Here is a 22,235-nt window from a genome sequence, read left to right on the forward strand (position 1 = left end):
GACGCCCTTCCGATCTGCGGTGGAGCCGAGCAGGCCGCCCGCGACCGCGCCCAGGTGGGCTGACGGCGTCGCGGAGGGGGTGGGCGAGGTTGCCGCCGGGGTGGGGCCGGCCGGTGCGAACGCCTCCTGGTCGGACGTCTGATCGGACAGCGCGGCCGGGCGGGGGAAGAGCGGTTGCGGGGCGTCGCCGGAGTTGATCGCCAGCCAGATGCCGGTGCCCGCGGTGACGAGCACGGTGGCGGCGCCCGTGGCGGCCAGTAACGTCCTGGGCCAGGTGGCAGGTGATCGAGAGAAGTCCGGCAATGTCGTGACTCTTTCGTGATTCTTGTGCGGCGAATTCGTTACTGGGGCTAGTGTGGTCGCTCATCCGCGCGAGCGGCGCGGATATTCGTGAAGACGTCCGCAGGAGGTTTCCCCATGCCCCGCACGCTGGTGACCGTGATGATGGTCGCCGTCGTCGGCGGATGCGGGGGCAACGGGGTGGTCGCCGCCGGGGATCTGACCGAGGAGTCGCCGGTTCCGGTGGATTCGTTCGTCGTGCCCACACCGTACGGGGAGCGGGATACGCCGCGGCGTAAGGCGACCAAATCGGATGGGATCCGGGCCGGTTCCGGTGGGGAGAGCCGGACGGCGGCGGCCATGCGGTCGGCGGAGGACGAGGCGGTGCGGCTGACCAACGTGGTCCGGCGGCGGGAGGGGTGCCGTCCGTTGCGTACCGACGAGAGGTTACGGGTGGCGGCGCGGGGGCACTCAGCGGAGATGGCGGCGCGGGGCTATCTCGGTCACGAGTCCCTTGACGGGCGCTCGCCCTGGGATCGGATCAAGGAGGCGGGGTACGCGTATCCGGCCGCGGAGAACCTCGCGCAGGGGCCGCGGGGGGCGCGGGCGGTGGTGAACGCCTGGCTGGAAAGTCCCCGGCACCGGACCAACCTCGTCAACTGCCGGTTGCGGGCGATCGGGGTCGGGGTACGGCTCGGGGTCGGCGGGCCCTGGTGGACCCAGGACTTCGGGTACCGCTGATTCGCCCCCCGGTTCGCCCCTGATTTGCCGCTGATTTGCCCCGAAATCTACCTAAAACGCCATTTTTGTGCATCCCTTTCGCATTTTGGCTAACCTGGCGGGACCCTCGGGAAGCCGTGAGGCTTCCCTCACAACAGCACCCCCAGGAGTTTCGATCATGGATCGTACTGAAGTCATGCACATAGGCGAGGGTCCTCCCGCGCCCAACGGCCGGAAGCGGCCCCGATCACGGGGCAACCCCCGGACCGTCCTGCTCGGCGCCGCCGTGCTGGTGGCGGCCCTGGCCGGGGGCGGCATCGTGTACGCGGTGACGGGCAACGACGCCCCGGCCGCGCAGCAGAACCCGGCCACCCCGCCCACCTCGTCCTCGGACGTTCCGGCCGACGAACTGTCCGCCGAGGAGCAGCCCGCGGACGAGGCCCCCGCCGACGAGCCCGGCTCCGGCGAGGCCGCCAACCCCGACCAGTCCGGCACCGCCCAGGGCGGCGGAACCGGCCAACCGGCAGGCAACTCCGGCGGCAACAGCGGAAACACCGCCAAGGACCCCTCAGCCACCGCCCCCAAGAATCCCTCCTCCACCAAGCCGAAGCCCACCCAAGCCCCCGGCGACAACCTCGACGAGATCGACCGCGGCAACGGCGCCGGCGCCGTCGAACCCCAGGGCCCAGTAGGCGGCTACTGATCCCGTGTGTTTCCCCCGGGTTCCCTGTGTTCCTCGGGTTCGATGTGTTCCTCGGGTTCGATGTGTTCCTCGGGTTCGCTGTGTTCCCGCGGGTTCCCCGGATTCGGGATTCCTGTGTTCCCTGTGACTGACCCTGCGTGTGGCACCCGGTCGGCAAGGCCATAGCCGTCCAGGCTCCACACCCCAGATATCCGGCGAGGCGGGCAGATATGCCCGCCTCGCCTGGTTTCAACGCATGCTGACAGGGAACATCTGTCGCCCAAGTTGGTCCGTGCGGGGCGGTTTCCGCACGGGCCACTTGGCTTTCCGGCCACCGGAGCCGCCTGGTGGGGGAGGCTCCCGGGGCGCCGGAACTGTCGGTTGGAGAGGCTTCCGGGGCGCCGGGGCTGTCAGTGACAGGCTCGACGCCGCCCGGCGTCGCGTCGACGCCCAGCTCCGGCACGCGCGGCTGATGGGCGGGGGAGGTTTCCGGGATGCCGGGACTGTCGGTGGGGGAGGCTTCCGGGGTACCGGGACTGTCGGTGGGGGAGGCTTCCGGGGTACCGGGACTGTCGGTGGGGGAGGCTTCCGGGGTACCGGGACTGTCGGTGGGGGAGGTTTCCGGAGTACCGGAACTGTCGGTGGGGGAGAGCAGAATGGGGGTCATGGAAGAGACGGTCGCGTTCGGCACCGTGCCGACCGTGCTGGGCATGGTTCTGGCGGTTGTCACCCCGGTGGGAGTGGCCGGCACGGCGTTCCGCGACTCACCCCGGCTCCGGGAACGCTTCGCCGACCGGCTGGGCCTGACCGTCACCGACGATCCCGCCCGCACCGAACAGGCCCGCTCCGAACTGGCCGCCTATTTCGCGGGTTCCCTCCGCGAGTTCACGGTCCCCCTCGACTGGCGCCTGACAACCCGCGCCCAACGCCGCGTCCTCGGCCTCCTGTACGAAACCGTCCCCTACGGCAAGTCCCTCACCTACGGCGACCTGGCCACCGAAACCGGCGTCCCCGCCCGAGGCATCGGCGCCATCATGGGCAGCAACCCCATCCCCATCATCGTCCCCTGCCACCGCGTCCTGGCAGGCGACGGCCTCGGCGGCTTCAGCGGCGGCGACGGCCTCGAATCCAAACGCTGGCTCCTCACCCACGAGGGCCAACTCCCCATGACTCTGTTCTGACCCCACACCGGCAAGCAATCCTCCCGAACACCGGGGTGGCAGCCGACCCTCCCGGCGGAGCCGGGCCCGGACCCGGAGGGTCACACGGGTGGGTGGGTGGGGGTTCCCCGGCAACCAATCCTTCGTGCGTCGGGGCGGTAGCCGACGGTCCGGGTGCGTAAGCGACGGAGCCGTCCGGGAAGGACGGCTCCGTTGGGGAGGGTTAGTCGGGTTTGCCGTCGATTTTGTCGGCGGCGTTGCGGGCGGCGTTGGCGCCCTTGTTGATTTTGTCGTGGTACTTGCCGCCGGTCATCTGGTCCGCCTTACGGGCCGCGGTGTCGATTCCGCTCTTGACGGCGTCCTCGAGCTTCTCGCGCATGCCTTCGTGCTTCTGACCGGACTGGGTTCCGGTGGACTGGGTACGCGTCTGGCCCTGCTGGGTCTGGCCTCGGGGCGTGCCCATGTTCTGGTTGGAGGTGTGCCGCGGCTTGTGACCAACGCCGCCGAGCATCTCCCGAACCTTGTCGAAGAAAGACATCGTTCCCCCCGTATATCACCCGTTGGTGAATTTCCCCTCGTGTCCCCCGCAGGCGACTCAGCGGTCGCGCTTCGACTTCCCAGCCTTGTCGGCAGCCTTACGGGTCGCGTCCTTGGCCTTGTTGGCCGCCTTGTCGATCTGCTCGTCGTACTTGCCGCCGGTCTTCTCCCGAGCCGCCTCGGTGGCCTTGTCGACGCCCTTGTTCGCGGCGTCCTTGGCCTTGTCGGCCTTCTCGCCCAGCTTGTCCTTGGCCTTGTCGTACATCGACATCGTGAAATCCCCCATCTCACGGCACGATGTGGCACCGTACGTCTCATTGTTACCCGTGAGCTTGGGACACTTACCGGGTGGGCGAACTACCAGTAGTCGCCGTCGTGGGCCCCACGGCGGCCGGAAAGTCCGACCTGGCCGTGGATCTGGCGCTGCGGCTGGGGGGTGAGGCGATCAACGCCGACTCCATGCAGCTTTACCGAGGAATGGACATCGGCACCGCCAAGCTGACCGTCCCCCAACAAAAAGGTGTCCAACACCATCTACTGGACATATGGGACGTTGACCACACGGCAAGCGTCGCCGAGTACCAGGAACTGGTCCGCCCGCTCATCGACGACCTCCGGTCCCGCAGCGTGCTGCCCATCCTGGTCGGCGGCTCCGGCCTGTACGTACGAGCCGCCCTGGACGAGCTGGAGTTCCCCGGCACCGACCCCGAAATCCGCGCCCGCCTCGAACGCGACCTGGCCGAACACGGCCCCGCCCCCCTCTACGCCCTGCTGGCCGAGCGCGACCCGGTGGCCGCCGAGTCGATCCTGCCCAGCAACGGCCGCCGGATCGTGCGCGCCCTGGAGGTGATCGAGTTCTCCGGCCGCCCGTTCTCCGCCACCATGCCCTCCTACGAAGCGGTCTATCCCAGCGTGCAGCTCGGCCTGGACATCCCCCGCCCGGAGCTGGACCGCCGCATCGAGATCCGGGTCGAGCGCATGTGGACGGCGGGCTTGGTGGCCGAGGTGCGCCGTCTCCGGGAACAGGGCCTGGCCGGCGGCCTGACCGCCAGCCGCGCCCTCGGGTACGCCCAGGTGCTCCGCTTCCTGGCCGGCGAGTGCACCGAGGCGGAGGCCCAGGCCGAGACTGTCCGGGCCACCCGCAGGTTCGCCCGCCGCCAGGAGTCCTGGTTCCGCCGCGACCCCCGGGTGCGCTGGTTGCCGTACGACGCCGACGACCTTGTCGATCAAGCCGCTAGGCTGGTGACATGCGCTTCGTGAAGGGGCATGGCACCGAGAACGACTTCGTCATCGTTCCCGACCCCGAAGGGCGGCTGGACCCCTCCGCCGCCCTGGTGGCCCGGATCTGCGACCGCCGCGCGGGCATCGGCGGCGACGGCATCCTCCGGGTCGTGCCGACGAAGTTCGTGCCGGAGGCCGAGGAGCAGGCGGCCAGGGCCGAGTGGTTCATGGACTACCGCAACGCCGACGGCAGCCTGGCCGAGATGTGCGGCAACGGCATGCGGGTGTTCGCCCGATACCTGGTGGACAACGGTCTCGCCGAGCCGGGGGAGTTCGGCGTGGCCACCCGGGCCGGGATCAAGCGGGTCCGCCTCGGCCCCGTCGGCGACGTCACGGTGGACATGGGCCTGCCGGCGGTGCTCGGCGAGAGCCGTACCACGCTGAACGGGCGGGAGTATCGCGGGCTGGTGGTGAACGTGGGGAACCCGCACCTGGCCTGCGTGATCGACGACCCGGTGACCGAGCTGGAACTGGCCGCGCAGCCCTGGTACGACCGTTCGGTCTTCCCGGACGGGGTGAACATCGAGCTGATCAACCCGGTGGGCGACCACGCGGTGTCCATGCGGGTGTACGAGCGGGGCTCGGGCGAGACCCGCTCGTGCGGCACCGGCGCGGTGGCCACGGCCGTGGCGGCGGCCTGGGCGGCCGGGGAGCGCACCGGGATCTGGAAGGTCCGGGTCCTGGGCGGCACCCTCAAGATCACCCTGGACGGCGCCACCAGCTACCTCAGCGGCCCGGCGGTCCTGGTCGCCACCGGCGAGTACACCGACTCCGAACCCTGGGCGTAAACGTCACCACATAAGCCGATAAAGCCCGAAAAATCGCGTCAATTGCGTACTTCGTGTCCCTGGAGACGCAAGCTCAAGGCGCGCCCGTGTACGCGTTTGGGCCAGGGTCGGTGACCTGGCAGACTGACTCCTCATGGACGTTGACATCTGGTCCTGGGTGGGTGGCACCCAGCGGCAACTACATGAAGCCGGAAACGCGGGCCTGGCAATGGCGCTGGGCGACGTGCCCGCCCAGGCCCTGGAGGGGCGGTACGGCCAGCTCGACGTCGTGGCCCCGGCCGTCGCCCAGCAGGCGGAGGAGCTGCAACAGCCCTGGCTGGAGCTGTTCGCCCGGTACTGGCACGTGATCGGCCGGGTGGGTGACCGCGCCAACGGCGCCGTCGCGCTGCCCGACGCGCGCGAGCTGGCCGAGTTCGCGGAACGCTCCGACGTGCGCGACTGCCCGGCCGCCTCGGCCGCCGCCGAGGCGCTGGCGATCACCCTGGGCAACACCGACGGTCCCGGCTACGCCTCCGAACGGCTGGCCATCCTGGGCCGCGCGCTGGGCGAGGTGGCTCCTGACTCGCTGGCCTTCTCCGGTCTCACCACGCAGTACGTGGCGGCCCTGCTCGACGCAGGCACCCCCGCCGAAGCCGTCGCCTACGCGGAGGCGGCCGTGCAGCGGCTGAACGCCGCAGGCCGGCAGGCCTCCTGGGAGTTGGGTGCCCAGTCCGCCCGCGCGCTGCTGGCCGCCGAGCGGGGGGAGGACGCGCTGGCCGCACTCGAGGCCGCCACCGGCCTCAAGCCGGACGACCCGGTGGCCAAGGCGCGCCGCGAGGCCCTGTTGCGCTCGGCGATCCTGACCGAGCTGGGCCGCATCGAGGAGGCCGTGGAGGCGCTGCCCGATCTGGACGTGGTGGGCGAGCACCCGCGCGAGTGGGTGGAGTGGGCCGCCGTGGTGCGGCTGCTGTCGATCACCGGGTCGATCGCCAATTCCTGGCAGCTCGGCCGCATCCTGCGCCAGTGGATGAGCTACTTCGAGACGATGGGCGGCCACCGGGCCCGGTTCGAGCTGGCGCTCACCGCCGGTTACCTGGCGGTGGCCCGGCAGGGCATCTGGCAGGCCCGCCAGCTGGCCGACCTGGCCGAGGCGGTGCTGCCCGACCTGACCTCCACCGAGGGGCTGCCGGAGCGGATCGCCCAGCTGCGGTCCGCCGCCGACGAGACCGCCGAGCCCGCGCCGCCCGGGCCGCGCGAGGAACTGGTGCAGTACTTCGACGCCGCCGACGGCCGGGTCGCCAACCCCGAGGCCTGGGTGGGCTGGCTCTGGCCGCTCTCCGGCACCGACCTGGAGGCCACCCGGCGGCACACCACCACCCTCGGTTTCCTGGGGTACGCGCCGGTGGGCGCCGAGATCTACTGGCAGACCGTGGTGGAGAAGGGCGACCCGGCCAAGGCCGAGCAGGAGGACATCGCCTACCTGACCGGGCTGCTGATCGAGGCCGACCAGGACGACCGGGTGGTCGAGCTGGCCGCCCGGCTGCCCGAGCCGGAGAACCACCTGGCCCTGGCCCGGCTCTACCGGGCCCGCGAGCGCTGGGCGGAGACCGCCGCCGAGGCCGAGCTGGCCGTCGCCGGGGGTTCGGAGCTGGAGGGTCGCCGGCTCTGGTCCGGCGCCGTGCAGCAGCTGGGCGACAACGTCAAGGCCGGCGAGATCCTCAAGCCGGTAATGGACGCCGGTATCGGTGAGGAGGAGGACGTCTGGCGGGTGATCGTGCTCGCCACCGCCACCGAGGACTGGGCCACCGTCCGGCAGGCCGCCGCCAAGCTGGGCATGCCGCTGCAGTCCACCGAGGGGCCGATCGAGGAGGAGTGGCACCTGATCCGGGCCATCCTGCCCGCCCCGGACGGCAGCCAGCGCGAGGTGCTCGCGGTGCGCACCGGGCCCGCCACCGCCCGGCTGGCCATCCCGCAGCCGCGTGGCATGGAGTACAACGCCGGGGACATCGTGGTGGTGGACCCGCGTCCGCTGGAGCCCATCCCGGAGACCGAGGCCGAACGGGAGAGCTTCGTCATCCCGTTCGCCGGGGTCACCATCCTGCGGCCCGGCGGCTACACCAGCTGGTTCTTCGACGGCGCCGCGCCCAGCGAGGAAGAGTGGGCCGAGTTCAACGAGCTGATGGCCGAGCGTGGCTGGCCGATGTGGGTCTACAGCGACGACAACTACAAGGTCACCCACCCCGGCACCGGTGAGCCCCTCCCCGGCGTCTTCGGCTGGATCGCCGTGCCCCCCACTGTCGACCCCTCCGAACTGGACGCGGTCCTCGACGACGCCACCGAACAGTGGGTCCACCCGCTGGCCTGGCTGGACCTCGCCCGCGAGGTGGGCGTCGAGACCGAACGCCACGAACACATCGTCAAGGAGTACGGCCTGTAGCCAAGCTCCAATGAAGTGGCCCCGAGACGCGATGTCTCGGGGCCACTTCATTGGTACGCCCATGCGCGTGATCGAATCCCTCCACTTCCGGCACACCGAAGCGCGGCATAGCGCCTGATAGTGGGAAATTTGGGCATTTGCTATACCTAGGTTGGTGATTCTTTGACCTAGGAGTGGCCGGTGCGCAAGGCGATCGTCGGGATCGTGATGGCGGTTGTCCTAGTGGGCGGTTGTGCGCCCCTGGATGCTAGTGATCTTGGGCTGGAGACGCCTGGGCGAGAGGCCCAGGCGGGTGGGAAGGGAGACGGGGGCGGGACCAACCCGCTGGACAATCCGGATGGGACGAAGCCGGGGCTGGCGCCGATCACTTCGGAGCAGGACAAGAAGGCCGCGCGGGACCTGATCGAGCAGGTCACCACGAAGGGGCGCGGGACCAAGACCGGGTACGACCGGGACAAGTTCGGGTACGCCTGGGCGGACAACGCCGACGACATCCCGCTCGCGCGCAACGGCTGCGACACCCGGAACGACATCCTCCAGCGCGACGGCCAGGACATGAAATTCCGGGACGGTTCGAACTGTGTGGTGGTCGAGATGAAGATCTTCGACCCGTACACCGAGACCACCATCACCTGGCGGAAGGAAGCCGCGTCCAAGGTCCAGATCGACCACATCATGCCGCTGTCCTACGACTGGCAGATGGGCGCCTCCCGCTGGAGCGACGCCAAACGCAAGCAGATCAGCAACGATCCGCTCAACCTGTTAGCCGTGGACGGCTCGATGAACGCTTCCAAGGGCGACTCAGGACCGGCGACCTGGCTCCCGCCCACACGCCGCATCCGGTGCTCCTACGCCGTGCGTTTCGCCCAGGTTGCCCTGAAGTACGAACTGCCCGTTACCGCCCCCGACAAGCAGGCGATGCTCGACCAGTGCGCCTGACCCCGGATCAGCGTGCGCCGCGCACCTGAAGCGAGGCCAGCAGCGTCGTGCTGGCCTCGGTGATCGCCGCCACCGCCTCGTCGAAGGCGGCGGCGTTGTGCGCGGCGGGCGCCCGGAAGCCGGAGATCTTCCGCACGTACTGGAGGGCAGCCGCGCGGATGTCGTCCTCGGTGACCTCATCGGTGAAGGGCGGCCGCAGGGTCTTGATGCTTCGGCACATGCCCCTGATCGTACCTACCGCCCCGAACCGAACACCTCGGTGCCGAAGTCGTCGGCGATCTTGCGAAGCTCCCGGGCCAGCTCCTCCCGATCCAGGGCGGCGATCCGCTCGGCGGGCCCGGAGACCGACATCCCCGCCACCACCCGATCTCCGTCGGAGACCGGCACGGCCAGGCAGTGCACCCCGAGCTCCTCCTCGCCGAGGTCCATCGCGTACCCGCGCTCCCGCACGGCCGCCAGCTCGTCGAGCATCGCCGCCACGCTGGTGATGGTGTGCTCGGTCCGCCGCGGCAGCCCGGTCCTGGCGAACACCGAGGCCGCGTCGGGACGCTCGGCCAGCAGCACCTTGCCCACCGCCGTGCTGTGCGGCAGCACCCGCCGCCCGACCTCGGCGAACATGCGCAACCGCCGGGGCGAGGGCACCTGCGCGACGTACACCACGAAGTCGCCCTCCAGCACCGCCATGTTGGCGGTCTCCCCGGACAACTCCACCATCTTGGCCAGGTACGGCTCCGCCCAGCCGCCCACCATGCCCTCGGCGACCCCGCCGACCCGGACCAGCGACCCGCCCAGCGCGTACCGGCGGTCGGACTCCTGCCGCACGTACCCGCGGGCCAGCAGCGTGCGCAGCAACCGGTGGATCGTCCCGTACGGCAGGCCGGTCCGCACGGCGATCTCCGTCAGCCCGGCCTCCCCGCCCAGGTCGGCCAGCGCCTCCAGGATGTCCAGCGCCCGGTCCACGCTCTGTACACTCACGCGACCACCCGCCGCCCGAGGAGCGAGGCGTCCAGCACCTGGGCGGTGTGCGCCACCGGGATCGGCTGCTCGCCCGCCCGGCGCATGGCGGCGGTGATCTGCAGCGTGCAGCCGGGGTTGGCCGAGACCAGCAGGTCGGCGCCGGTGTCCCGGACCCTGGCGGCCTTGCGGTCGCCCAGCTCCCTGGCGGGCTCCGGCTGGAACAGGTTGTAGGTCCCGGCCGAGCCGCAGCAGATCGACGACTCGGCCACCTCCCGGATGCTCAGCCCGGGGATGCCGCGCAGCAGCTCCCTGGGCTGGGCCCGTACGCCCTGGGCATGGGCCAGGTGGCAGGCGTCGTGGTAGGCCACGGTCAGCTCCAGCGGGTGCCGCTTGGCGACGGGACCCAGCTCGACCAGGAACTCGGCCAGGTCACGCACCTTGAAGGCGGCGGCACGGGCCGCCCACTCGGGTTCGTCGGCGAGCAACTCGGCGTACTCCTTCATGGCCGCCCCGCACCCGGCCGCGTTGACCACGACCGTGTCCACGCCCGCCCGTTCGAAGGCGGCGATGACCCGTTTGGCGAACTTGCGCCCGTCGTACCCGGAATGCAGGGAGAGCGCGCCGCAGCAGCCCTGGTCCTTCGGGATGACCACGTCGCAGCCCTCCATGGCCAGCACCCTGGCCGTGGCGGTGTTGACGCCCGGGAAGAACTCGCCCTGCACGCAGCCGGTGAGCAGGCCCACCGTGGCCCGGTGCGGCCCTCGTGCGGCCACCCGCCGGGGCAGCCGTACGCGGCGGGCCGGAGGCGGGGTGAGTTCGGCCATCGCGCCCAGGGAGGGGTGCACCCGGGTCAGGAAGGTCTTCATCCGGCTGCCCAGCCTGATCGGCAGCTTGAGCAGGCGCAACCGGCGTGGGTAGGGGAACAGCGCGAACACGATGCCCCGGATGGCCCGCTCCTGCGGCTGCCGCACGTGCTCCCGCTCCACCTCGGCCCTGGTCAGCTCGATCAGGCGGTCGTACCTGACACCGGAAGGGCAGGCGGTGACGCAGGCCATGCAGCCGAGGCAGGCGTCGAAGTGACCGGCCATCTCGGGGGTGAGCGGGGTGCCCTGGACGTGCTGGTCCATGAGGTGGATGCGCCCGCGCGGGGAGTCCATCTCCTCGCCCCACAGCACGTACGTCGGGCACGTCGGCAGGCAGAACCCGCAGTGCACACAGTCTTTGATCAGTTCGGCGTCCATCAGATCCCTCCCGCGAAGCGGCCCGGTGACATCCGGCGGTCCGGGTCGAACCGCTCCTTGACCCGGCGCATCAGGCCGAGCGCGCCGATCGGCCCCCACCGGTCGGCCCCGCCGTCCGGCCCGGCGAGCACCGTCACCCGCCCGCCGAGCGGGGCCAGCCGGGCACGGATGCCGGTCACCCCCGCGCCGTCCCGCAGGCCGAGGTGAAAGACCCCGGCCCCGGCCGACCCGCGCAGCCGCCGCCCGGGAAGATCGGCCCCGGCGACCTCCCGGACGGCCTGTCCGGCCACCCCCGGGGGCACCCGGATCTCCGCCAGCGTGACGTGTTCCGGCAGCCGTCCCCACCAGGCGGGCGGTTTGTCGCCGAGCTCCGCCCCGGTCATGATCGCCCGTACGGCCTCGGCCCGCTCCTCCGCCGCCGCGCCCTCCACCAGGACGGACAGTGTGTAGACGTCCCCGGAGTCCGCCCAGTCCAGTTCGATGGCCGTGGGCTCGGCCTGGGACGCGGCCAGCTCCTGGAGCAGCGGGCCGGGGTCGACCGGGAACTCCCGGCGCAGCTCGCGGCCCCGCCGGACGTCGGTGCCGTACTCGGCGGTCACCCAGCGCCGCTCGGGCGGCAGCGGGTGCAGGCGGAAGTTGGCCTCGGTGATGACGCCCAGCGTGCCGTACGAGCCGGTGAAGAGCTTGCCCAGGTCGTAGCCGGCGACGTTCTTGACCACCTTGCCGCCGGAGCGGGCGACGGTGCCGTCGGCGAGCACCACGGTGATGCCGATGAGCAGGTCGCGGGCGGTGCCGTACCGGAACCTGCGGGGGCCGGCCAGGGCGGTGGCGAGCAGGCCGCCGACCGTGGTGCCGGGGACGGGCACGTCCAGGGCGAGTTCCTGGCCGGCGATGGCCAGCCGGTCCCGCAGCGTCTCCAGCGTGATCCCGGCCTGCACCCGGAGCACGAGGTCGCCGGCCACGTGCTCGACCACCTCGGAGAGGCAGCACAGGTCCACCAGCAGGTCGCAGCGCTCCGGCGGCGGGCCCCAGTCCAGCTTGGTGCCCCCGCCCACCGGGACCACGGCCAGGTCCCGCTCGGCCGCCACCCGCAGCAGCGCGGCGACCTCCTCGGTGCTCTCCGGCAGCGCCACCCAGCGCGGGCGCACGCCGGCGACCGCGTCCTGCGCGCCGGCCGGCCGGAGTGTCACGCCGGTGCTCGCCAGCGCTTCGTCAGCCATCAGAACAGCTCCGCCTCGTGCGGGTGCGGGCCTTTCCTGACTCGGGGCACCTCGCCGCACAGGCGTGGGGTCGGGAAGATCTTGCCAGGGTTGGACAGGTACCCCGGGTCGAAGGCGCAGCGCACCAGCTGCATGGTCGCCAGATCGTCATCGGTGAACATTCTCGGCATATATCGGGACTTGTCGACGCCGACGCCGTGTTCGCCGGTGATCGAGCCGCCGTGCTCGATGCACAGGTCGAGGATGCGGCCGCTCACCGTCTCGGCCCGCTCGCCCTGCCCCGGTTCGGCGTCGTCGAAGAGCACCAGGGGGTGCAGGTTGCCGTCCCCGGCGTGGAACACGTTGGCCACCCGGATGCCGAACTCCTCCTGCAACCTGTCGATGCCCGCCAGCACCTCCGGCAGCGCGGTGCGCGGCACCACCCCGTCCTGCACGATGTAGGCCGGGCTGATCCGCCCCACCGCCGCGAACGCGGACTTGCGGCCCCGCCAGATCGCCGCCCGCTCCTCCGCCGAGGCGGCGACCCGGATCTCGAAGGAACCCGCCTCCCGGCAGATCCGCTCCACCGCCGCGAACTGCCGCGCCACCTCGGCCGTCGGACCGTCCAGCTCCACGATCAGCACGGCTCCGGCCCCCGCCGGGTACTCGCACCGCACCGCGGCCTCGGCGGCCTCGATGGCCAGCGCGTCCATCATCTCGATGGCGGCCGGGACGATCCCGGCCCCGATGATCGACGACACGGCGGTGCCGCCGCCCTCGATGGTGGCGAACGCGGCCAGCAGGGTGGTGACGGTCTCCGGGGCCCGCGACAGCCGTACCGTGATCTTGGTGGCGATGCCCAGGGTGCCCTCCGAGCCGATGAAGGCGCCCAGCAGGTCGTAGCCGTCGTCCAGCTCGGTCAGCTCCACTATGTCCCCGTCCGGGGTGACCAGTTCCAGGGCCAGCACGTGGTTGACGGTGAAGCCGTACTTCAGGCAGTGCGCGCCGCCGGAGTTCTCCGCGACGTTGCCGCCGATGGAGCAGATCTGCTGGCTGGAGGGGTCGGGGGCGTAGTAGTACCCGGCGTCCCTGACCGCCTCGGTGATGGCCAGGTTGGTCACCCCCGGCTCCACCACCGCGCGCCGGTTGGGCAGGTCGATGTCCAGGATGCGGCGCATCCGGGAGGTCACGATCAGTACGCCGTCGGAGCGGGGCAGCGCGCCGCCGGACAGCCCGGTGCCGGAGCCCCGGGCCACGAACGGGACCTGGAACTCCTGGCACAGGCGGACCACGGCGGCGATCTCCTCCGCCGACTCGGGCAGCACGACCACGCCGGGCGTGGCGCGGTGGTAGGTGAGGCCGTCGCACTCGTAGGTGCGCAGCCGGACCGGATCGGTGATCACCGCCTGGTCCGGCAGCACCGCCTTAAGTCGCTGGGCAAGCGTCGCGATCATGGCATCCTGGCGTACGCGGGCAGGGTCAGGAACTCGGCGAAATCATCGTCCAGCGCGACCTCTTTGAACAGGGCCGTGGCCTGCTCGTAGCGCGCGGGATCATATCCGGGCTCGGCGGCGATGGCGGCCAGCTCCTCCTCGATGATCCGCTCCACCAGCTCCTTGGTGACCACCGCGCCGGTGTCGGCCAGCTCGATCTGGTTGTGGATCCACTGCCAGATCTGGGAGCGGGAGATCTCGGCGGTGGCCGCGTCCTCCATCAGGTTGTGGATGCCCACCGCGCCGCTGCCGCCCATCCAGGCGGCCAGGTAGCGCAGCGCCACGTCCACGTTGTTCCGCAGGCCGGCTTCGGTGATCTCGCCGGGCGTCTTGGCGACCGAGAGCAGGTCCTCGGCGCTCACGCTGACCTCCTCGCGGAGGCGGTCCAGCTGGTTGGGGCGCTCGCCGAGCACGCCGTCGAAGACCTCCCGGCAGACCGGGACCAGGTCGGGGTGGGCCACCCAGGAGCCGTCGAAGCCGTCGCCCGACTCGCGGGTCTTGTCCGCCCGCACCTTCTCCAGCGCCACCCGGTTGACCTCCGGGTCGCGGCGGGACGGGATGAACGCCGCCATGCCGCCGATGGCGTGCGCGCCGCGCTTGTGGCAGGTGCGCACCAGCAGCTCGGTGTAGGCGCGCATGAAGGGCGCGGTCATGGTCACCGCGTTCCGCTCGGGCAGCAGGAACTCCCGGCCCCGGGTGCGGAACTTCTTGATCACGCTGAACAGGTAGTCCCAGCGTCCGGCGTTCAGCCCGGCCGAGTGCTCGCGCAGCTCGTACAGGATCTCCTCCATCTCGAAGGCCGCCGGGTAGGTCTCGATCAGCACGGTCGCCCGGATCGTGCCGCGGGGCAGGCCGAGCAGCGCCTGGGCGCGGTTGAAGACGTCGTTCCAGAGCCGCGCCTCCAGGTGCGACTCCATCTTCGGCAGGTAGAAGTACGGCCCCCGGCCCTTGGCCAGCTGGCGCCGGGCGCAGTGGAAGAAGTAGAGGGCGAAGTCGAACAGCGACGCGGAGAACGGCTGCCCGTCCACGGTCACGTGCTTCTCGGTCAGGTGCCAGCCGCGCGGGCGGACGACGACGGTGGCCAGCTCGGCGTCGGCCTTCAGCGCGTAGGTCTTGCCGCCGCTCTCGAAATCGATGGTCCGGTCCAGCGCATCCCGCAGGTTAAGCTGGCCCAGGACGGTGTTCTCCCAGGTGGGAGCGTTGGCGTCTTCGAAGTCCGCGAGCCAGACCTTGGCGCCGGAGTTGAGGGCGTTGATGGTCATCTTCCGGTCCACCGGCCCGGTGATCTCCACCCGGCGGTCCTCCAGACCGGGCGCGGGCGGCGCCACCCGCCACTCACCCTCCCGTATGGCGGCGGTCCCGGGCAGGAAATCCAGAGTCCCCCCAGCTGACAGTTCGGCCTGCCGGGCCTGCCGGGCGTCCAGGAGTTCGCGGCGGCGGGGGTCGAACTCACGCTGGAGGGCCGCCGCGAAGGAGAGGGCCTCGGGCGTGAGGATCTCGTCGAACCGGTCCGCCATCGGGCCCTTGATCTCGACGCCGTCCATGGCACGTCCTTTCCGTAATGCGGAAAAAATATTCTGTCCAGCGGAATCGACGCTACTTGATGGCATTTTGGGAAGCAATCCGGGGGTCGCCCTCAGGGCGGTATGGGGGGCATCCCTGATGGGCGGCAGGCCCGTGCCGTACGGAGAATCGGGAACATGAGAGTGAAGCAGGGGCTGGCCCTGGCAGGGGCGGTCATGGGGGCCGGCCTGGTGTTGTCCGGGTGTGGGATGGATCTGAACTTCGGCCGTTCGCAGGCCGTACAGGACTACGACGTCAGCGACAAGGTGACCGCGCTCAGCGTGAACACCGGGGCGGGGGACGTGGTGGTCAACGAGTCCGACCGGACCGGGATCAAGGTCACCGAGACCGTGCACTACCGGGGCGAGCGACCGGAGGGCGGGCACCGGGTGGACGGCGAGACGCTGATGCTGGAGTACGACTGCGGGGACTGCTCGGTGGACTACCACGTCGAGGTGCCCAAGGGGCTCAGGGTGAAGATCGACACCGGCTCGGGGCACATCACCCTGCGCTCGCTGTCCGGCCCGCTCGACCTGTCCGCCGGCTCCGGCGACATCGAAGCCAGGGGGCTGGGCGGCAGGACCGCGCTGGCCAACACCGGCTCGGGCGACATCGAGCTGCGGTACGTCTCGCCGCCCGATCAGGCCACCCTGGAGACCGGATCGGGAAACGGCGTGCTGTACGTGCCGAAGGGCGCCTACAACGTGGAGTTGAACACCGGTTCCGGCGACAGGACCGTCCAGGTCACCGAGGATCCCGCCGCCACTCGCAAGATCGTCATCAAGACGGGCTCGGGCGACGCCAAGATCCTCGTATGACCTTGAGTCCCGAAATTTCGGGATCTAGGGGAGAACGGGGAAGGCGCCCACGGCCACCTGGCCGTTCCTCCGGCGCTGTCGCGGTGACCTCGCGGAAGGCGTCCAGCACGGCGGCGGCCCTGGTGGCAGGCCAGATCTGGCGGCCGCCGTAGAGCTCGGGGGCCGGGAACAGCTCTATCTCGGCCGCGGTGATCAGGGCGAAGTCACCGCCGCCGCCCGCGCAGCGCCCAGAACAGGTCGGGGTCGGAGTCGGCGGTGACCCGCGCCGGGACGCCGTCCGCGGTCACCGCCTCCAGGGCCCGCACGCCGCTCGCGCCGAACCCGTGGCGGCGGCTGAACCAGCTCAGGCCGCCGCCGAGCAGAAACCCGGTCACGCTGACCACGGGGGAGCTGCCGGTCAGGCCGTACTTGGCGGTGGCCTGGAGCACCTCGCCCCACTGCGCGCCCGCCTCCACCCGGGCCACCCGGCGCTCGGGGTCCACCGTCACGCCGCGCAGCCGGTGGGTGCGCAGCAGCACCTCGCCGTCCAGCCCCTCGGCCGCGCCGTGCCCGCTCGGCTGGGTCACCACCGACAACCCGGCCAGGCCGGCGTGCCGTACCGTCGCGGCCACGTCGTCGGCGTCCTCGGGGATCACCACGGCCCGTACGCCGCTCTGGTCCACGGCCCGGTTGAAGGGCAGCAGCGCGGTGGCGAAATCGTCGTCCCCGGGGCGGAGCACCTGCCCCTTGATCACATCGCTGAAGTCGTTCACGCCCGTATCGTGCGAGGGGCCGGTTGCCGATGAGCTGGGACTGACTGGGTAGCGACTTGACGGCTACTGGGGCTTTATCAGGATGCGCGATCTTGAGGTGTCGTGCCACCATCGAGGGGAAGACACCACGGTGTCGGACTGTTGAGCTAGTAGAGATGGCATATATGCGGAACGAGCCAGAAGACATCGGCGATTACGAACTTGAGGAGCGCCAGGCGCTCAGGCGGGTCGTCGGTCTCTCGACAGAGCTCGAAGACATCACCGAGGTCGAGTACCGGCAGCTCAGGCTGGAGCGGGTGGTCCTGGTCGGGGTGTGGACCGGCGGGACCGTCTTCGACGCCGAGAACTCCCTCCAGGAACTGAAGCTGCTGGCCGAGACGGCGGGATCCGAGGTCCTGGAGGGCCTGATCCAGCGCCGCGACCGGCCCGATTCGGCCACCTACATCGGCTCAGGCAAGGCCGCCGAGCTGCGTGACATCGTCGCCGCCTCCGGCGCCGACACGGTCATCTGCGACGGTGAACTCACCCCCGGCCAGCTCCGGCAGCTGGAAGAGGTGGTGAAGGTCAAGGTCATCGACCGCACCGCGCTGATCCTGGACATCTTCGCCCAGCACGCCAAGAGCCGCGAGGGCAAGGCCCAGGTCGAGCTGGCCCAGCTGCAGTACCTGCTGCCCCGCCTGCGCGGCTGGGGTGGCAACCTGTCCCGGCAGGTCGGCGGCCGGGCCGCGGGCGGCGTCGGCATCGGCGGCCGTGGTCCCGGTGAGACGAAGATCGAGCTGGACCGGCGGCGCATCCGCGAGCGCATGTCCAAGCTGCGGCGGCAGATCAAGGAGATGTCCACCGCCAGGGACACCAAGCGCCACCGGCGCCAGGTCCGCGAAGTGCCCGCCGTGGCCATCGCCGGATACACCAACGCCGGCAAGTCCTCCCTGCTCAACCGGCTCACCGGCGCGGGCGTGCTGGTCGAGGACGCGCTCTTCGCCACCCTCGACCCGACCGTGCGGCGGGCCCGCACGCCCGAGGGGCGCCTGTTCACGCTGGCCGACACGGTGGGCTTCGTGCGCCACCTGCCGCACCAGCTGATCGAGGCGTTCCGGTCCACCCTGGAGGAGGTCGGCGACGCCGATCTCATCCTGCACGTGGTGGACGGCTCCCACCCCGATCCGGAGTCCCAGCTGGCCGCGGTGCGTGAGGTGATCGCCGAGATCCCCGGTACCAAGGACATCCCGGAGATCGTCGTGGTCAACAAGTCCGACGCCGCCGATCCGGTGGTGCTGGCCCGGCTGACCATGCGCGAGCGGCACAGCATCGTGGTGTCGGCGCGGACCGGCGCCGGGATCGGCGAGCTGATGGCGCTGATCGAGCGGGAGCTGCCCCGGCTGGACCACGAGGTGCACGTGCTGGTGCCCTACGACCGGGGCGACCTGGTGGCCAGGGCGCACAAGGAGGGCGAGGTGCTGTCGCTGGAGCACACCGGGGACGGCACGATCCTCCGCGCGCGGGTGCTGCCCAGTCTGTTCCACGAGCTCGATCGTGTGGCCAAACCGGTAGAAACGGTCTAGACTGCCCCATTCCTCACCGGACTAAACCGGCTCTTTACTGTCTCTTGGTGACAAATCGGAGAATTCGGGGAGGCTTGCCCGAAAGCGGCCGGAGAACGGCTCTGGCCGCAACGGATCGGCGTTGCTAGGATAAGCCAAGCCTTACGCGACAATCTTGCGCGGGTACCACGATGACACCAGTGACTGCAGTGACACCTGGGGTGCGGGTGCTTTTGCCGGGTCTGAGCTGGGGAGACGGACTCCGGAGTGACGGGGGAGAAGGACGGGTCAACCGGATGCCAGGGAGGCGAACCGGCGTTCTTCTCAATAACCCTGTACAGCGAGCCGACCTGTGAAATAACGTAACTGAACTGAAATCGCCGAGGCGACCCTCACGGCGATCCGTCATCGCACAACCCGGTGCGCGATGAGAGCAGGAGACCCCCCAATGACGTCCGGACACGGAGCGGACCCGGCGGGCGCGGCGCCCGTACGCTGGGCTTCCCCGGCGTCCCCAGAGACGTCGTCATGGATGGTGGTCGGATGACCGTACGGCTTCTCACCAATATCGGCCGGCTGTGGACCGGCCATGACGTGTGCAGCAACGCGTCGATCCTGGTCCACAACGACCGCATCGCCTGGGTGGGACGCGCGGCGGATCTGCCGCAGTCCGTGCCCGGCGTGGTCGACGACATCACCGACGTCGACCACGTCGAGAACCTCGGCGGCGCGCTCGTCACGCCAGGGCTGATCGACGCCCACACCCACCCGGTGTACGCGGGCAACCGCTACGCCGAGATGGCCATGCGCTCCGGCGGCTCCTCGGTCTCCGCGATCACCGCCGCGGGCGGCGGCATCGGCTCCACCGTCACCGTGACCCGGGGCACCGACCCGTGGACGCTCTGCAACGGCGTGCGCGAGCGGCTCCGTGAATGGCTGCTCAGCGGGACCACCACCGTCGAGGCCAAGACCGGGTACCACCTGACCAGGGACGGCGAACTCGCCGACGTGCGGCTGCTGCGCGAGCTGGAGAAGGAACCGATGATGCCGCGCGTGCACGTCACCTTCCTGGCCGCGCACGTGGTGCCGCCCGAGTACTTCGGCCGCCAGCGCGACTACGTGGAGGCCGTGGCCGCCTGGTGCGCGGACGCCGCCGCGGCCGGGGCCGACAGTGTGGACGTCTACTGCGACGACGGGCACTTCTCGCCCGACGAGGCCCGCTGGGTGCTGGCCTCCGGCCGGAACGTCGGGCTGCTGCCCCGCGTGCACGCCGGCGCCTACAGCAAGCGCGGCGCCGTGCAGCTGGCCGCCGAGATGGGCTGCGCCTCCGCCGACCTGCTCCACCACACCACCGACGAGGACATCGCGCTGATGGCCCGCTACGGCGTTCCCGCCGTGGTCTGCCCCGGCACCGCCCTCTCCCACGGTTCCCTGCCGCCGGTCCGCCACCTGATCAGGCAGGGCGTGCCCATCGCCCTGGGCAGCGACCACAACCCCGGCCACTGCGGCATCACCTCCATGTCCCTGGTGATCAGCCTCGCCGTGGCCGCCTTCGGCATGAGCGTCGGCGACGCCCTGCGCGCCGCCACCCTCGGCGGAGCTCAGGTGCTCGGCGCTCCCGACCGTGGCGTGCTGGCTCCTGGTCGTTTGGCCGACATCGTCCAGTGGGACGCCGACCACGAGGGCGCCTTCGCCTGGGCCTTCGGCCTCAAGCCGCGCCGGGTGTGGCGCGGTGGCACGCCGGTGCAGTAGCCGATACCTCTGGACATGTCGGTTGTCGTTGTCACGGATTCCTCTGCCTATCTGGGGGCGGGGGAGGTTGACGGGCTGGGGATCGTCGTTGTTCCGCTTCAGGTGATCGTTGGGGGGCGGGAGTTCGACGACGGGGCTCAGATCGACGCTGACGGGGTTTCTGACGCTCTTCGGTCCTGGACACCGGTTTCGACTTCACGGCCCGCTCCGTGGCGTTTCGCCGACGCGTATGAGGCTGCTGCGGCTCGGGGGGCCGCTGGGGTGGTCTCGGTCCATCTTTCCGGGGAAATGTCGGGCACGGTGGACGCGGCTCGGGTCGCCGCTCGGGACGCGGTGCTGCCCGTTGAGGTCGTCGACAGTCGGTCGCTCGGGTACGGGCTCGGGTTTCCCGTGCTCGCCGCCGCCCAGGCCGCCGCTCGCGGGGCCGGCCTCGCCGAGGTGGCGTCCGTCGCCCGTGACACCGCCGCCGCGACCCGCAGCTACTTCTACGTGGACACCCTCGAACATCTTCGCCGCAGTGGGCGGGTCAGCACCTTCGCCAACCTTCTGGGGTCCGCGCTCGCCGTCAAACCGTTGATGCACATCACCGACGGGTCCATCACCCTCCTCGAAAAGGTGCGCACCTCCTCGCGGGCGCTCTCCCGCCTGGAAGACCTGACCGTGACCGCCGCCGCCGAGGATCCCGTCAACATCGCGGTCCAGCACTTGTCGGCTCACGCCCGGGCCCAGACCCTCGCCGATCACCTCACCGCCCGCATCCCCAAGCTCAGCCACCTGCGCACGGTGGAAGTCGGCGCCGCCATCGGCGCCCACACCGGTCCCGGCATGCTCGCCGTCACCGTCTCCCCGCATATCCCCTGATTGGGGCTTTTCCGCGCACAGGGCTTTTCCGCGCACAGGGCTTCCCGCGCACAGGGCTTCCTGTGCACGGGGCTGCCTGTCACGGGGCTTCCGGTGCACAGGGCTTTCCCACGCACAGGCTGCGCGGCCGCTATCCACAGAACCTCGCTCGCCCGATTCCTCCCTGCTCCCGGTTGCCTAGCCTCGCGGCGTGCGTACCCCCCGATCGACGCGCCCGGACGTCGAAGCCCGCCTCCACCACTTGACCTCGCCGCAGGAGCGGGCGGGGCCACCGCCTTCGTTCGGGGCCGACGGTTCGTCGTTCGGTGGATCGGGGGTCGCGTCAGGCTCGGTTCGGGCGCATCCGTATCCGGAATCGGCGTTGGAGAGCCCTATCGGGGGTCGTTACGTCTCCGATGTGGTGGAACGAGGCTTCGATGGGAGGCGGTCAACTGGTGGGCGGACGACTGGTGGGCGGACGACTGGGCGGACGACTGAGGGACGGACAACTGGAGGGCGGTCGGCCGGGGACCTGGATGGCGACGATCTGACGATCGAGGGCTCGAACCTTGGGGTGGTTGGGAGGATTCGGGAGTTCTTCGGTGATGGGCGGGAGTTCGATCCCGGGCGGTCCGGGCTTCGGGCGCTGGTGGTTCTGGGGGTTGTGGCCGCTCTGGTGGCCGGGTACTTCGCTTGGCGGTCCCAACCGGTTGCCGAGCCCTTGCCGCCGCCGACCCCTGCTTCTGCTTCCAGTGGAGGGATGGCGTCTCCTTCGGCCACCGGGAATGTGACGGTCTACGTGACCGGCAAGGTGCGCAAACCGGGTGTCCTCACGCTGCCTTCGGGATCCCGGGTCATCGACGCGCTCACCGCCGCCGGGGGCCTCAAGAAGGACGCGACGCCGGGGAACCTCAACCTCGCCCGGCGTCTTGTGGACGGTGAACAGATTGTGGCGGGCCTGCCGAACGATCCAGGTTCCGGGCCACCGCCGTCGACCGGCGGTCCTCTCAGCTTGAACTCCGCGACCGCCGCCCAACTGGAAGAGCTCCCCGGAGTGGGCGAAGTCCTGGCTGGGCGAATTATTGACTATCGCGATTCCCGTGGTGGATTCCAGTCCGTTGAGCAACTCCGCGAGATAAGCGGAATAGGTGAACGGAAATTCGCTGAACTGAAAGACAAGGTCTCGCCATGAAGGTGGCCGAATTCACGTCTCCGTGTGTTCGGGTGGCGGGGGAGTCGCCGTGAAGGTTGTCAAAGATGACCTGGTGATTGAAGAA

The 22,235-nt window shown here is 70.5% G+C and carries 22 protein-coding genes; 12 read left to right on the forward strand and 10 right to left on the reverse strand.

Features of this window, described 5'->3' with window-relative positions; all coding sequences use genetic code 11:
* The coding region (locus KIP79_RS33035; protein WP_214108887.1) for a hypothetical protein at window positions 1-303 on the reverse strand (303 nt) is incomplete at its 3' end.
* A 114-nt stretch (window positions 304-417) separates the two neighbouring features.
* Here KIP79_RS33035 and KIP79_RS33040 point away from each other — a divergent pair.
* The 3 genes from KIP79_RS33040 (at window position 418) to KIP79_RS33050 (ending at window position 2,862) form a co-directional block, all read left to right on the forward strand.
* The gene (locus KIP79_RS33040; protein ID WP_214108888.1) at window positions 418-1,020 is read left to right on the forward strand and encodes a CAP domain-containing protein; all 603 of its coding nucleotides are present in this window, start codon (window positions 418-420) and stop codon (window positions 1,018-1,020) included.
* Between the two features lie 157 nt (window positions 1,021-1,177).
* Window positions 1,178-1,702, forward strand: a complete 525-nt coding sequence (locus KIP79_RS48695) for a hypothetical protein (protein ID WP_214108889.1) — start codon at window positions 1,178-1,180, stop codon at window positions 1,700-1,702.
* A 644-nt stretch (window positions 1,703-2,346) separates the two neighbouring features.
* Complete coding sequence (locus tag KIP79_RS33050; protein ID WP_214108890.1) at window positions 2,347-2,862, forward strand: methylated-DNA--[protein]-cysteine S-methyltransferase; 516 nt, start codon at window positions 2,347-2,349, stop codon at window positions 2,860-2,862.
* A 202-nt stretch (window positions 2,863-3,064) separates the two neighbouring features.
* Here the strand turns inward: KIP79_RS33050 and KIP79_RS33055 are convergent, their stop codons facing one another.
* Window positions 3,065-3,379: an antitoxin gene (locus tag KIP79_RS33055; RefSeq protein ID WP_214108891.1), complete on the reverse strand. Its 315-nt coding sequence runs from the start codon at window positions 3,377-3,379 to the stop codon at window positions 3,065-3,067.
* 57 nt (window positions 3,380-3,436) lie between these two features.
* The gene (locus KIP79_RS33060; RefSeq protein ID WP_250214229.1) at window positions 3,437-3,664 is read right to left on the reverse strand and encodes an antitoxin; all 228 of its coding nucleotides are present in this window, start codon (window positions 3,662-3,664) and stop codon (window positions 3,437-3,439) included.
* A 62-nt stretch (window positions 3,665-3,726) separates the two neighbouring features.
* Here KIP79_RS33060 and miaA point away from each other — a divergent pair, with 62 nt between their 5' ends.
* The 4 genes from miaA to KIP79_RS33080 all read left to right on the forward strand — a co-directional run bounded on the left by miaA (window position 3,727) and on the right by KIP79_RS33080 (window position 8,802).
* On the forward strand, window positions 3,727-4,638 hold the full coding sequence (gene miaA / locus KIP79_RS33065; RefSeq protein ID WP_214108892.1) for a tRNA (adenosine(37)-N6)-dimethylallyltransferase MiaA: 912 nt from the start codon (window positions 3,727-3,729) through the stop codon (window positions 4,636-4,638).
* Window positions 4,626-5,447: a diaminopimelate epimerase gene (dapF, locus tag KIP79_RS33070; RefSeq protein ID WP_214108893.1), complete on the forward strand. Its 822-nt coding sequence runs from the start codon at window positions 4,626-4,628 to the stop codon at window positions 5,445-5,447. Before miaA ends, dapF begins: the two co-directional genes overlap by 13 nt.
* Window positions 5,448-5,580: 133 nt before the next feature.
* Window positions 5,581-7,863: a tetratricopeptide repeat protein gene (locus tag KIP79_RS33075; protein ID WP_214108894.1), complete on the forward strand. Its 2,283-nt coding sequence runs from the start codon at window positions 5,581-5,583 to the stop codon at window positions 7,861-7,863.
* A gap of 180 nt (window positions 7,864-8,043) precedes the next feature.
* Complete coding sequence (locus KIP79_RS33080; protein ID WP_308170016.1) at window positions 8,044-8,802, forward strand: HNH endonuclease family protein; 759 nt, start codon at window positions 8,044-8,046, stop codon at window positions 8,800-8,802.
* Window positions 8,803-8,809: 7 nt separating this feature from the next.
* On the opposite strand, the gene KIP79_RS33085 is transcribed toward KIP79_RS33080, so the two are convergent.
* From KIP79_RS33085 to aceB, 6 genes are read right to left on the reverse strand one after another with little or no spacing between them, the layout of a single operon-like run.
* Complete coding sequence (locus KIP79_RS33085) at window positions 8,810-9,022, reverse strand: DUF2277 family protein (protein ID WP_214108895.1); 213 nt, start codon at window positions 9,020-9,022, stop codon at window positions 8,810-8,812.
* Between the two features lie 14 nt (window positions 9,023-9,036).
* Window positions 9,037-9,777: an IclR family transcriptional regulator gene (locus tag KIP79_RS33090; protein WP_308170017.1), complete on the reverse strand. Its 741-nt coding sequence runs from the start codon at window positions 9,775-9,777 to the stop codon at window positions 9,037-9,039.
* Window positions 9,774-11,000, reverse strand: a complete 1,227-nt coding sequence (locus KIP79_RS33095) for a (Fe-S)-binding protein (RefSeq protein WP_214108896.1) — start codon at window positions 10,998-11,000, stop codon at window positions 9,774-9,776. The genes KIP79_RS33090 and KIP79_RS33095 overlap by 4 nt, the downstream gene beginning before the upstream one ends.
* The gene (locus KIP79_RS33100; RefSeq protein WP_214108897.1) at window positions 11,000-12,220 is read right to left on the reverse strand and encodes an FAD-binding oxidoreductase; all 1,221 of its coding nucleotides are present in this window, start codon (window positions 12,218-12,220) and stop codon (window positions 11,000-11,002) included. Before KIP79_RS33100 ends, KIP79_RS33095 begins: the two co-directional genes overlap by 1 nt.
* On the reverse strand, window positions 12,220-13,653 hold the full coding sequence (locus KIP79_RS33105) for an FAD-linked oxidase C-terminal domain-containing protein (RefSeq protein ID WP_214108898.1): 1,434 nt from the start codon (window positions 13,651-13,653) through the stop codon (window positions 12,220-12,222). Before KIP79_RS33105 ends, KIP79_RS33100 begins: the two co-directional genes overlap by 1 nt.
* On the reverse strand, window positions 13,650-15,236 hold the full coding sequence (aceB, locus tag KIP79_RS33110; RefSeq protein ID WP_214108899.1) for a malate synthase A: 1,587 nt from the start codon (window positions 15,234-15,236) through the stop codon (window positions 13,650-13,652). The genes KIP79_RS33105 and aceB overlap by 4 nt, the downstream gene beginning before the upstream one ends.
* 156 nt (window positions 15,237-15,392) lie before the next feature.
* On the opposite strand from aceB, the gene KIP79_RS33115 reads away from it, so the two are divergent.
* Window positions 15,393-16,073: a DUF4097 family beta strand repeat-containing protein gene (locus tag KIP79_RS33115; protein ID WP_214108900.1), complete on the forward strand. Its 681-nt coding sequence runs from the start codon at window positions 15,393-15,395 to the stop codon at window positions 16,071-16,073.
* A gap of 203 nt (window positions 16,074-16,276) precedes the next feature.
* Here KIP79_RS33115 and KIP79_RS47640 read toward each other — a convergent pair whose 3' ends face one another.
* Window positions 16,277-16,825, reverse strand: a complete 549-nt coding sequence (locus tag KIP79_RS47640) for an FAD-binding oxidoreductase (RefSeq protein ID WP_308170019.1) — start codon at window positions 16,823-16,825, stop codon at window positions 16,277-16,279.
* A 164-nt stretch (window positions 16,826-16,989) separates the two neighbouring features.
* Here KIP79_RS47640 and hflX point away from each other — a divergent pair, with 164 nt between their 5' ends.
* The 4 genes from hflX to KIP79_RS33140 all read left to right on the forward strand — a co-directional run bounded on the left by hflX (window position 16,990) and on the right by KIP79_RS33140 (window position 22,150).
* Window positions 16,990-18,387 (forward strand): GTPase HflX, encoded by a 1,398-nt coding sequence (hflX, locus tag KIP79_RS33125; protein ID WP_250214230.1) that lies wholly within the window; start codon window positions 16,990-16,992, stop codon window positions 18,385-18,387.
* Window positions 18,388-18,909: 522 nt separating this feature from the next.
* Window positions 18,910-20,118, forward strand: coding sequence for an imidazolonepropionase (hutI, locus tag KIP79_RS33130; RefSeq protein ID WP_214108902.1), 1,209 nt, complete (start codon window positions 18,910-18,912; stop codon window positions 20,116-20,118).
* 15 nt (window positions 20,119-20,133) lie between these two features.
* Window positions 20,134-20,979 carry a DegV family protein gene (locus KIP79_RS33135; RefSeq protein ID WP_214108903.1) on the forward strand — a complete coding sequence of 282 codons (846 nt, stop codon included), beginning with the start codon at window positions 20,134-20,136 and terminating at the stop codon, window positions 20,977-20,979.
* Window positions 20,980-21,718: 739 nt separating this feature from the next.
* Window positions 21,719-22,150, forward strand: a complete 432-nt coding sequence (locus KIP79_RS33140) for a ComEA family DNA-binding protein (protein ID WP_214108904.1) — start codon at window positions 21,719-21,721, stop codon at window positions 22,148-22,150.
* Window positions 22,151-22,235 lie beyond the last annotated feature (85 nt).

It is taken from the genome of Acrocarpospora catenulata, assembly GCF_018476525.1.
Lineage (GTDB): Bacteria > Actinomycetota > Actinomycetes > Streptosporangiales > Streptosporangiaceae > Acrocarpospora > Acrocarpospora catenulata.

Bases quoted from the DNA above. Each gene is read 5' to 3' on its own strand.
- KIP79_RS33040 (WP_214108888.1), top strand. From the start codon at position 418: ATGCCCCGCACGCTGGTGACCGTGATGATGGTCGCCGTCGTCGGCGGA.
- KIP79_RS48695 (WP_214108889.1), top strand. From the start codon at position 1,178: ATGGATCGTACTGAAGTCATGCACATAGGCGAGGGTCCTCCCGCGCCC.
- KIP79_RS33050 (WP_214108890.1), top strand. From the start codon at position 2,347: ATGGAAGAGACGGTCGCGTTCGGCACCGTGCCGACCGTGCTGGGCATG.
- KIP79_RS33055 (WP_214108891.1), bottom strand. From the start codon at position 3,379: ATGTCTTTCTTCGACAAGGTTCGGGAGATGCTCGGCGGCGTTGGTCAC.
- KIP79_RS33060 (WP_250214229.1), bottom strand. From the start codon at position 3,664: ATGGGGGATTTCACGATGTCGATGTACGACAAGGCCAAGGACAAGCTG.
- dapF (WP_214108893.1), top strand. From the start codon at position 4,626: ATGCGCTTCGTGAAGGGGCATGGCACCGAGAACGACTTCGTCATCGTT.
- KIP79_RS33075 (WP_214108894.1), top strand. From the start codon at position 5,581: ATGGACGTTGACATCTGGTCCTGGGTGGGTGGCACCCAGCGGCAACTA.
- KIP79_RS33085 (WP_214108895.1), bottom strand. From the start codon at position 9,022: ATGTGCCGAAGCATCAAGACCCTGCGGCCGCCCTTCACCGATGAGGTC.
- KIP79_RS33095 (WP_214108896.1), bottom strand. From the start codon at position 11,000: ATGGACGCCGAACTGATCAAAGACTGTGTGCACTGCGGGTTCTGCCTG.
- KIP79_RS33100 (WP_214108897.1), bottom strand. From the start codon at position 12,220: ATGGCTGACGAAGCGCTGGCGAGCACCGGCGTGACACTCCGGCCGGCC.
- KIP79_RS33105 (WP_214108898.1), bottom strand. From the start codon at position 13,653: ATGATCGCGACGCTTGCCCAGCGACTTAAGGCGGTGCTGCCGGACCAG.
- aceB (WP_214108899.1), bottom strand. From the start codon at position 15,236: ATGGACGGCGTCGAGATCAAGGGCCCGATGGCGGACCGGTTCGACGAG.
- KIP79_RS33115 (WP_214108900.1), top strand. From the start codon at position 15,393: ATGAGAGTGAAGCAGGGGCTGGCCCTGGCAGGGGCGGTCATGGGGGCC.
- hflX (WP_250214230.1), top strand. From the start codon at position 16,990: ATGCGGAACGAGCCAGAAGACATCGGCGATTACGAACTTGAGGAGCGC.
- hutI (WP_214108902.1), top strand. From the start codon at position 18,910: ATGACCGTACGGCTTCTCACCAATATCGGCCGGCTGTGGACCGGCCAT.
- KIP79_RS33135 (WP_214108903.1), top strand. From the start codon at position 20,134: ATGTCGGTTGTCGTTGTCACGGATTCCTCTGCCTATCTGGGGGCGGGG.
- KIP79_RS33140 (WP_214108904.1), top strand. From the start codon at position 21,719: ATGGCGTCTCCTTCGGCCACCGGGAATGTGACGGTCTACGTGACCGGC.